The organism is Kitasatospora sp. MBT63 (genome assembly GCF_000710465.2).
Classification (GTDB): domain Bacteria; phylum Actinomycetota; class Actinomycetes; order Streptomycetales; family Streptomycetaceae; genus Kitasatospora.
Genome location: NZ_JAIZ01000159.1, coordinates 1 through 8765, shown reverse-complemented (window position 1 = coordinate 8765; position 8765 = coordinate 1). Strand labels below are relative to the sequence as shown.

Annotated in this window: 8 protein-coding genes; 5 read left to right on the top strand and 3 right to left on the bottom strand. The window is 75.7% G+C overall.

Annotation, left to right across the window (positions count from 1 at the left end):
- The first annotated feature begins 44 nt into the window (after positions 1-44).
- From AA75_RS10740 to AA75_RS10730, 3 genes are all read left to right on the top strand, one after another.
- Positions 45-374 carry a ribonuclease domain-containing protein gene (locus AA75_RS10740; protein ID WP_082526398.1) on the top strand — a complete coding sequence of 110 codons (330 nt, stop codon included), beginning with the start codon at positions 45-47 and terminating at the stop codon, positions 372-374.
- A gap of 95 nt (positions 375-469) precedes the next feature.
- Positions 470-1312 carry an alpha/beta fold hydrolase gene (locus tag AA75_RS10735; protein ID WP_033819659.1) on the top strand — a complete coding sequence of 281 codons (843 nt, stop codon included), beginning with the start codon at positions 470-472 and terminating at the stop codon, positions 1310-1312.
- 122 nt (positions 1313-1434) lie between these two features.
- Positions 1435-2136, top strand: a complete 702-nt coding sequence (locus tag AA75_RS10730) for an MOSC domain-containing protein (RefSeq protein WP_033819658.1) — start codon at positions 1435-1437, stop codon at positions 2134-2136.
- Positions 2137-2204: 68 nt separating this feature from the next.
- Here AA75_RS10730 and AA75_RS10725 read toward each other — a convergent pair whose 3' ends face one another.
- Complete coding sequence (locus AA75_RS10725) at positions 2205-2924, bottom strand: GNAT family N-acetyltransferase (protein WP_033819657.1); 720 nt, start codon at positions 2922-2924, stop codon at positions 2205-2207.
- 677 nt (positions 2925-3601) lie between these two features.
- Between AA75_RS10725 and AA75_RS10720 the strand changes: the two genes are divergently transcribed.
- Both AA75_RS10720 and AA75_RS10715 read left to right on the top strand, forming a co-directional pair.
- Complete coding sequence (locus AA75_RS10720; protein WP_033819656.1) at positions 3602-4546, top strand: PAC2 family protein; 945 nt, start codon at positions 3602-3604, stop codon at positions 4544-4546.
- 139 nt (positions 4547-4685) lie between these two features.
- On the top strand, positions 4686-5699 hold the full coding sequence (locus AA75_RS10715) for an SGNH/GDSL hydrolase family protein (RefSeq protein ID WP_051812101.1): 1014 nt from the start codon (positions 4686-4688) through the stop codon (positions 5697-5699).
- Between the two features lie 21 nt (positions 5700-5720).
- On the opposite strand, the gene nirD is transcribed toward AA75_RS10715, so the two are convergent.
- Positions 5721-6104 (bottom strand): nitrite reductase small subunit NirD, encoded by a 384-nt coding sequence (nirD, locus tag AA75_RS10710; RefSeq protein WP_233288980.1) that lies wholly within the window; start codon positions 6102-6104, stop codon positions 5721-5723.
- The gene (nirB, locus tag AA75_RS10705; RefSeq protein WP_033819655.1) at positions 6101-8722 is read right to left on the bottom strand and encodes a nitrite reductase large subunit NirB; all 2622 of its coding nucleotides are present in this window, start codon (positions 8720-8722) and stop codon (positions 6101-6103) included. Before nirB ends, nirD begins: the two co-directional genes overlap by 4 nt.
- Between the last annotated feature and the right edge of the window lie 43 nt (positions 8723-8765).

The window sequence follows — 8765 nt, the reverse complement described above, 5'->3', positions numbered from 1 at the left end:
GCCCGTCCGCGCCCGGCCCGTCCGCGCCCGGCCCGTCCGCCGCCGTGTCGTCCGCCCGGCCGTCCGGCGGCTGGGTGCCCAGCAGTTCCGCCCTGGCCGACGTCTGCCGTTCCGCCCTCCCGCGGCAGGCCGCCGACACCCTCGCCCTGATCGCCGCGGGCGGCCCCTACCCGTACCGCTCGGACGGCGTGGTGTTCGAGAACCGGGAGCGGCGGCTGCCCCGGCAGCGCAGCGGCTACTACCACGAGTACACCGTCACCACCCCGGGCTCGGCGGACCGCGGCACCCGCCGGGTGGTCACCGGTGCGGCGGGCGAGCAGTACTGGAGCGCCGACCACTACGGCTCGTTCCAGGAGATCGACAGCCGCTGCTGACCCCGGCCCGCCGGCCTGCCCCGCTCCGCAACCGGGACCGCCGCCCTGGCCCGGCCTCCTTGCGCCGGAGCCCCCCGGTCGCGAGGATCATGGCCATGCCCACCTTCACCGCTCCGGACGGAACCACCCTCGCCTACCGCCGGGTCGGCCGCGGCGAGCCCCTGATCTGCCTGCCCGGCGGAGCGATGCGGGCCGCCGCGTACCTGGGCGACCTGGGCGGCCTGGCCGCCCACCGCACCCTGATCCTGCTCGACCTGCGCGGCACCGGCCGCTCCGGCGTGCCGGCCGACCCGGCCGGCTACCGCTGCGACCGGCAGGTCGCCGACGTCGAGGCGCTCCGCGCGCACCTCGGCCCGGACCGGATCGACCTGCTCGCGCACTCCGCCGGCGCCTCGCTCGCCACCCGGTACGCCGCCGAGCACCCCGAGCGGATCGGGCGGCTCGCCCTGATCACCCCGAGCGGCGCCGCCCTCGGCATCCCGTTCGGCGACGCGGACTACCGTGCGGCGGCCCGGCTGCGCGGTGAGCGGCCCTGGCTGCCGGCCGCGCTGGCCGCCCTCGACGCCGTGCTGGCCGGCACCGCCACGCCCGAGCAGCGCACCGACCTGCTGCCGCTGCTGTACGGCCGGTGGGACGAGACCGCCCGGGCGCACGCGGCCGCCGAGGCCGGTCAGCGCAACGCCGAGGCCGCCGAGGCGTACCGCGCCGAGGGCGCCTTCGACCCGGCCGGTACCCGGGCCGCCCTGGCCGGCCTCAAGGCGCCGGTGCTGGTGCTGGCCGGAGAGCTGGACGGGGGCCCCACCCCGGCGCGGGCCGCGGAGTTCGCCGAGGCCTTCCCGCTGGCCGTCCACCGGGTGCAGGCCGGCGCCGGCCACTACCCGTGGCTGGACGACGCCGACGCCTTCGTCCGGACCGTCACGGACTTCCTCGCGCCCTGACCCCCGGCTCCGCCGTCGGTGTCGGCCGGCCGGGCACCGCCGGCCGCCGGTCCGCCGACCTGACCGGGTGAACCGGCCCGTGAAGGCGCGCCCCGGCCCGGCCGCCGCCCTAGGCTGCGGGCATGGCACATCTGCTCTCCGTGAACCTGGCCCACGTCCGCCCGAACCCCGCCACCCGGTCCGAGGTCAGGACCACCGGCATCGACAAGCGCCCGGTGGACCACCCCGTCCGGCTGCGCGCCCCCGGGCCCAAGGAGGCCGGGCAGGACGGCGGCCTGATCGGTGACCGGGTCGTCGACGTCCGCCACCACGGCGGCGACGACCAGGCCGTCTACGCCTACGCGCGGGAGAGCCTGGACCACTGGGAGCGCGAACTCGGCCGGGAGCTGGCGGGCGGCGTCTTCGGCGAGAACCTCACCACGGCCGGACTGGACGTGGACAGCGCCCTGATCGGGGAGCGCTGGCGGATCGGGGAGCAGGTCCTGCTGGAGGTCTCCTCGCCGCGGATCCCCTGCTCCACCTTCGCCCGCTGGATGGACGAGCGCGGCTGGGTCAAGCGCTTCGCCGAGGGCGCGCTGCCCGGCGCCTACCTGCGGATCGTCGAGCCCGGGGTGATCCGGGCCGGTGACCCGGTCACCGTCGAGCACCGCCCGGACCACGACGTCACCGTGGAGCTCTGCTTCCGGGCGCTGATGACCGAGGCCCAGCTGCTGCCCCGGCTGGTCGACGTCGAGGAGCTGCCCGAGGAGACCCGGGAGCTGGCCCGCAGGCGCACCGGCCTGACCCCGCCGTACGACCCCGAGGTCTGGGAGGCCGACGCCTGAGGGCCGGCCGGGCCCCGGGCGGGCCGAGGCGGTGGGTCCCCTCCCGGCCGGGAGGGGACCCACCGCGCTCAGGCGGCGATCAGTGGGCCGCCGTGTCTAAGACACTCCTGGTTGAGCGCCGGGTCCGGCGCGCTCGGCGAGGTCGCGGCGGCGATCCGCAGCTCGATGATGTCGCGGACGGCCTCCCACTCCTCGTCCAGGATGGAGTAGAACGCCGTGCTGCGGACCTCGCCGTCCAGGCCCCGCGAGTGGGCCCGGCGGACGCCTTCGCAGGTGGCGCCGAGCCGCTCGATGGCGGCCCGCGAGCGCGCGTTGCGGGCGTCCGCACGCAGCGAGATCCGCTGCACGCCCCAGGTCTCGAAGGCGTGGCGCAGCATCAGCAGCTTCGCCTCGGTGTTGATCCCGGTGCCCTGGGCGCGCGGCGACAGCCAGGTGTTGCCGATCTCGGCGGCGTCCGGCACGGCCAGCAGCGGATCACCGTGCGGCACGCCGGGGACCGGCGGCCACACCAGCGGGCCCTGCCAGTAGTCCAGTTCCAGGAACCGGGTGGAGCCGACCACCCGGTCGTCGGCGCAGCTCACCGTGGCGAACGGCAGCGACCTGCCCGCCGCCTGGTCGGCCAGCGCGCGGGAGACGTACTCCCGGGCGGCTTCCAGGCCGTGCGGAACGGGGGTGAAGGCGTAGGTCGTACGGTCCTCGGCGCCGGCCTCGGCCAGGGCCGCGGCGTGGTGCTCGGCGAGGGGCTCCAGCCGCACGGTGCGGCCGTAGAGGGTGACGGGTACGGGCACGGATCCTTCGGTCCTTCGGCGTTCGGAGGGGCCCGTCACGCCGGGGTACGGCACGAGGGCTGTGGTCTTTTCGCCCCGGCCCCGGGATCGGCCGCCGCGGTCCGCCGCAGCGTCCGGAACGCGGACCTGAGGCGGGGGCGGCGGCCCGGGAAGCGGGCAGCGCGGTGCCGGAACGGCATCGGGTCGACGGGACCGTACCGGCGGGGATGAGCGAGGGGACAGTGTGCGTCCGCGAGATGGCCGAGAGAGGAACGAGAGCGCGAAGGAAGCAGGCGGCCAGGTGAAGGCAAGGTGCGAGAGGAGTGGCTGGCCGCACACCGGACCGGGCCGTGTCCCACGACGTGACGGACGGCGTGGCGACGACGCGACGATGCGAGGCAGCGAGAGGACGATACCCGTCCGCGGGCGGTGCGTCACCTCGCATCGCGCGAACGGGGGCGCTCGAACCGTCCCGTCCGCCCACCGCGGCCGACACGGGGGCTCCTACCAGCGGTTTTCCGGCCGGGTGAGAAGATCGGCCGAGCAGGGGGAAGAGCGTCGGGCGCGCCGGGAATGCCGAGCGCCTCCGGCACGCTGGATTGAAGCAGGCGGCGGGGCGGTATGCGGTCCTCCGCCGTGGGCGGGCCCAGCAGGGCCGGTCCGGTGAGACGACGAGACGGAACGGGGTTGGGTGCGCCGTGCGTGATCCCAAGGAGCTGTACCAGCTGGAGCCGCTGGGCGTGGCCGCGGTGGCCGTGGCCCGCGACGCGGCTGCGGAGGCCGAGACCGGCCTGGTACTGCTGTACCACTTCGAGGGCTTCATGGACGCGGGCGAGGCCGGCGGTCAGGTCGTGGCGCACCTGCTGGAGCAGGGCAGCCCGCAGGTGGTCGCCAGGTTCGACCACGACCGCCTGGTCGACTACCGGGCCCGCCGTCCGGCGATGACCTTCGACCGCGAGTCCTGGACCGACTACGACCCGCCGGAGATCCTGCTCCAGCTGGTCCACGACTCCACCGGGGCGCCGTTCCTGGTGCTCACCGGACCCGAACCGGACACCGAGTGGGAGCTGTTCGCGGCGGCCGTGCGCGGGCTGGTCGAGGAGTTCGAGATCCGGCTGTCGGTCGACTTCCACGGCATCCCGATGGGCGTGCCGCACACCCGCCCGGTCGGGGTGACCCCGCACGGCAACCGGCTGGACCTGGCGCCCGGCTACCCCAAGTGGTTCGAGCAGGCCCAGGTGCCCGGCAGCGCGCAGGCGCTGCTGGAGTACCGGCTCGCCGAGTCCGGCCACGACGTGCTGGGCTTCGCCGTCCACGTGCCGCACTACATCGCCCGCTCGGCCTACCCGGCCGCCGCCGTGGTGATCCTGGAGGCGGTTCAGTCCGCGACCGGACTGGTGCTGCCCGGCAGTGAACTGCGGGTGCGGGTGGACGAGGTGTACGCCGAGATCGAGGACCAGCTCACCCAGGGCGACGGCGAGCTGCGCTCGGCGATCCGCGGCATGGAGGGCCAGTACGACGCGGTGGCCGGCGCCGAGGACCGGGAGAGCCTGCTGGCGCAGTCCGCGGACCTGCCTTCGGCGGACGAGCTGGGCCGGCGCTTCGAGGAGTTCCTGGCGGAGCACGAGCGCGGCGCGGACTGAGCCGGCCGGTCGGTGGATACCGTGGCCGGGGCCGGGATCGATTCCGGGCCCCGGCTCGTTCGTGTCCTCGGACACCCGGGGGACGGGCCGTCCGCGTCGGCAGATCGGCACAGGGCCGGGCCCCGGGGGAGTGATGAGCATGGCGTTCAGGCGGGCCGGCGCGCCCGGCGCCGCGGTGGCCTCCGCGGTGGCGGCCCTGCTGGTGCTGTCCGGCTGCGGCGGTGGCGCACCGGATCCGGGGCCCGCGCCCACCGGGCCACCCCCGTCCCCGGCCACGGCCGCCGCCTCGCCGTCCCCGGCACGGCCGGTCGCGGCCGGCCCGTACGTGGCGCTCGGCGACTCCTACACCTCCGGCCTCCAGGTCCCCCCGCAGCAGGGCACCCCGAAGGGCTGCGGCCGGTCCGGGGTCAACTATCCGTCGCTGGTCGCGGCCGGGCTGGGCCTGGCCGCCGCCGACTTCCAGGACGTCAGCTGCAGCGGCGCGCGGACCGCCGACCTGACCCGGGCCCAGCAGACCTCCGGCGGCGCCAACCCGCCGCAGCTCGGCGCGGTGACCGCCGCCACCCGGCTGGTCACGCTCGGCATCGGGGGCAACGACGTCGGGTTCATGGACGTCCTCGGGCGCTGCGCGATGGAGAGCATCAAGTACTCGGTGTCCGCCGCGCTGACCGCCGGGCCCGCCGCCGACGCGTCCGCCGCACCCTGCAAGGACCACTACACCGCCGCGGACGGCGGTGACGAGGTCGGCCGCACGATCGACGCGACCGGCCCGAGGCTGGCCGAGGCGCTCCGCGAGATCCGCCGACGCGCCCCGCAGGCCCAGGTGCTGGTGGTCGGTTACCCGGCGCTGCTGCCCGCCGATCCGGCGGCCTGCACGGCCGCGCTGGGGCAGGGCGTGGCCGCCGGCGACCTCCGCTACCTGGAGCAGAAGCAGGAGCAGCTGAACTCGGTGCTCGAGCGCGCCGCCGAGGCCGGCGGGGCGCGCTTCGTCGACACCGCCGCACCCTCGGCGGCACACCACATGTGCGCGGGCGACGCCGACCGCTGGGTCGAACCGCCGGTACCCGCGGCCGGGCTGGCACCGATGCACCCGAACGCCGCGGGCGAGCGGGCGATGGCCGCCGCCGTGCTCGCGGTGCTCGCCGCCCGCTGACGGCCCGCCGCCCGGCCGGCCTCAGACCGGCCGGACCCGGTGGACCTCGATCCGGACCGCCGGGTCGTCCAGGCACTCGCCGGTGGCCAGGTCGAAGCGCTGCTTGAGCAGCGGGGAGGCGACGTACACCCGGCCGTCCGGGGTGGCGCCGAGCAGGCCCCGGGAGAGCACGTACGCACCGGTGAACGGGTCGCGGTTGGCCACCGCGTGGACCGCGTCCCGGCTGTCGCGGAACACGGCCGCCTGCCGGCCGTCGGGGAGCAGGACCGCCACGCCCCGGCCCGGGACGAGCCGTTCCCAGGCGCAGACCGGCGTCCAGGTCCCCCCGCTCAGCAGCTCGACCCGGTCGGGGCCGGTGCGGGTGGCGGCGGCCATGGCGGTCGCGGTGGTGGTCGCGGTGGTCATCGGGAGCCCTCCAGGACGGGGGTGCGGACGAGGGAGGCGAGCAGGCCGGCCTCGGTGGCGAGCACCGCCAGATCCGGCTTGACCTGGTCGCGTTCGGGGGTGAAGCGGATGCTCGGGTCGGGTACGCCGGGGGCGTTGACGAAGGAGACGAAGCGCGCGAGCCGGCCGGGGTCGGCGAGGGTGGCCGCCCACTCGTCCTGGTAGTCGGTCACGTGGTGGGCCATCATCGCCTCCAGGTCGGCGGCGATGCCGAGGCTGTCCTCGAACACCACGGCCCGGACGTGGTCGAGACCGCCCTCGATCCGCTCCAGCCAGGCGGAGGTGCGCTCCAGCCGGTCGGCCGTGCGGATGTAGAACATCAGGAACCGGTCGGTGAGCCGGATCAGCTGGTCGTCGTCCAGGTCCTGGGCGAGCAGGTCGGCGTGCCGGGGGGTGGCGCCGCCGTTGCCGCCGACGTAGAGGTTCCAGCCGTTGGAGGTGGCGATCACCCCGAAGTCCTTGCCGCGCGCCTCGGCGCACTCGCGGGCGCAGCCGGAAACCGCCGACTTGAGCTTGTGCGGGCTGCGCAGCCCCCGGTAGCGCAGCTCCAGCCGGATTGCCATGGCGACCGAGTCCTGCACGCCGTACCGGCACCAGGTGGAGCCCACGCAGGACTTCACGGTGCGCAGCGACTTGCCGTAGGCGTGACCGGATTCGAAGCCGGCCGCCACCAGCCGGTGCCAGATCTCCGGCAGCTGGTCCACCCGGGCGCCGAACAGGTCGATCCGCTGCCCGCCGGTGATCTTGGTGTAGAGGCCGAAGTCCCGGGCCACCTCGCCGATCACGATCAGCTTCTCCGGGGTGATCTCCCCGCCCGGGATCCGGGGCACCACCGAGTACGAGCCGTTGCGTTGGAGATTGGCCAGGAAGTGGTCGTTGGTGTCCTGGAGGGCGCCCTGCTCGCCGTCCAGGATGTGCCCGGACACCGGCAGTTGCGGCGCCAGCGAGGCGATGATCGAGGCGACCGCCGGCTTGCACACCTCGCAGCCCTCGCCGCCGGCGGCACCCCGCCCGCCGAGCCGGCCGTGCTCGGCGAGCAGCCGGGCGTGCGTCGGGATGCGCTTGACCCGGACGAGTTCGTACAGCTCCGCGCGGCTCTGCCCGAAGCACGGGCACAGACCCCGGTCGACCTCGACGCCGGAGGCCGCCAGTTCGTCGGTCACCACCGTGCCGAGCAGCTTCAGGCAGGAACCGCAGCCCGTCCCCGCCTTGGTGCACGCCTTCACCTCCGGGACGGTGGTGCACGCGTGCCCGGTGACGGCGGCCCGCACCTCGCCCTTGGTGACGCCGTGGCAGTTGCAGACCACCGCCTCGTCCGGCAGCGCCGCGCCGCCCAGCGGCAGCGCCGCGCCGAGCCCGGCCGGCAGCACCAGCGACTCGGCCGGGACGGGCAAGGGGCTGCCGGTGCCGGCCAGCGGCCGCAGCATCGCGTACGCCTCCGCGTCGCCGACCAGGATGCCGCCCAGCAGCGCGCCCTCCGGGGTGACCACCAGCTTCTTGTAGACCCCGGCGCGGGAGTCGGCGTAGACCACGTCGAGCGCGCCCGGCGTGGTGCCGAAGGCGTCGCCGAAGCTCGCCACGTCGACGCCGAGCAGCTTCAGCTTGGTCGACAGGTCGGCGCCGGTGAACGGCTGCGCGCTCTGCCCGGCCAGCTGCCGGGCGACCGTGCGGGCCATCTCGTAGCCGGGGGCGACCAGGCCGTAGACCCGCCCGTCGGCGGCCAGCGCGCACTCGCCGATGGCGTAGACGTCCGGGTCCGAGGTGCGGCACAGCTCGTCCACGGCGATGCCGCCGCGTTCACCGACGGTCAGACCGCAGTCCCTGGCCAGCTGGTCGCGCGGGCGGATCCCGGCCGAGAACACCACCAGGCCGGTCTCCAGCCGCGAGCCGTCGGTGAACGCCATCGCGGCCGCCCGGCCGTCCGCCGACACCTCCACCGCCGTGGTGCCCACCCCGGTGTGCACCGTCACGCCCATTCCCTCGATGGTCCGGCGCAGCGCCTCACCGCCGCCGTCGTCCACCTGGACCGGCATCAGGCGGGGCGCGAACTCCACCACGTGGGTCCGCAGACCGAGTCCCTTGAGCGCGCCCGCCGCCTCCAGCCCGAGCAGCCCGCCGCCGACCACCGCGCCCACCCGCCGACCGGCGGCGTACGCCTCGATCGCCTCCAGGTCCTCGATGGTGCGGTAGACGAAACAGCCCTCGGCGTCCCGGCCCGGCACCGGCGGGACGAACGGGTACGAGCCGGTGGCCAGCACCAGCGTGTCGTAGCGCAGGGTACGGCCGGCCCCGGTGGTGACGGTCTTCGCGGCCCGGTCGACCGAGGCCACCGGGGAGGACAGGTGCAGCTCGTAGCCGTGCCGGTCGGTGAAGCCCGGCTCGGCGAGCAGCAGGTCCTCGGCGGTCCGCCCGGAGAAGTAGGAGGTCAGCGCGACCCGGTCGTACGCCGGGCGCGGCTCCTCGGCCAGGACGACGACGCGGTGGCCCGCGGCGGCGCCGCTCTCGGCCAGGGCCTCCAGGAAACGGTGGCCGACCATGCCGTACCCGACCAGGATCAGCGTGGGTCTGGTGGTGGTCATAGGGGAGTCCCTCCGGTGGTGGTGCGCCGCGTGGCGGGGCGGG

What these genes read in the sequence shown, in the direction of transcription:
- AA75_RS10735 (WP_033819659.1), top strand. Translation starts at nt 470, where the DNA reads ATGCCCACCTTCACCGCTCCGGACGGAACCACCCTCGCCTACCGCCGG.
- AA75_RS10730 (WP_033819658.1), top strand. Translation starts at nt 1,435, where the DNA reads ATGGCACATCTGCTCTCCGTGAACCTGGCCCACGTCCGCCCGAACCCC.
- AA75_RS10715 (WP_051812101.1), top strand. Translation starts at nt 4,686, where the DNA reads ATGGCGTTCAGGCGGGCCGGCGCGCCCGGCGCCGCGGTGGCCTCCGCG.
- nirD (WP_233288980.1), bottom strand. Translation starts at nt 6,104, where the DNA reads ATGACCACCGCGACCACCACCGCGACCGCCATGGCCGCCGCCACCCGC.
- nirB (WP_033819655.1), bottom strand. Translation starts at nt 8,722, where the DNA reads ATGACCACCACCAGACCCACGCTGATCCTGGTCGGGTACGGCATGGTC.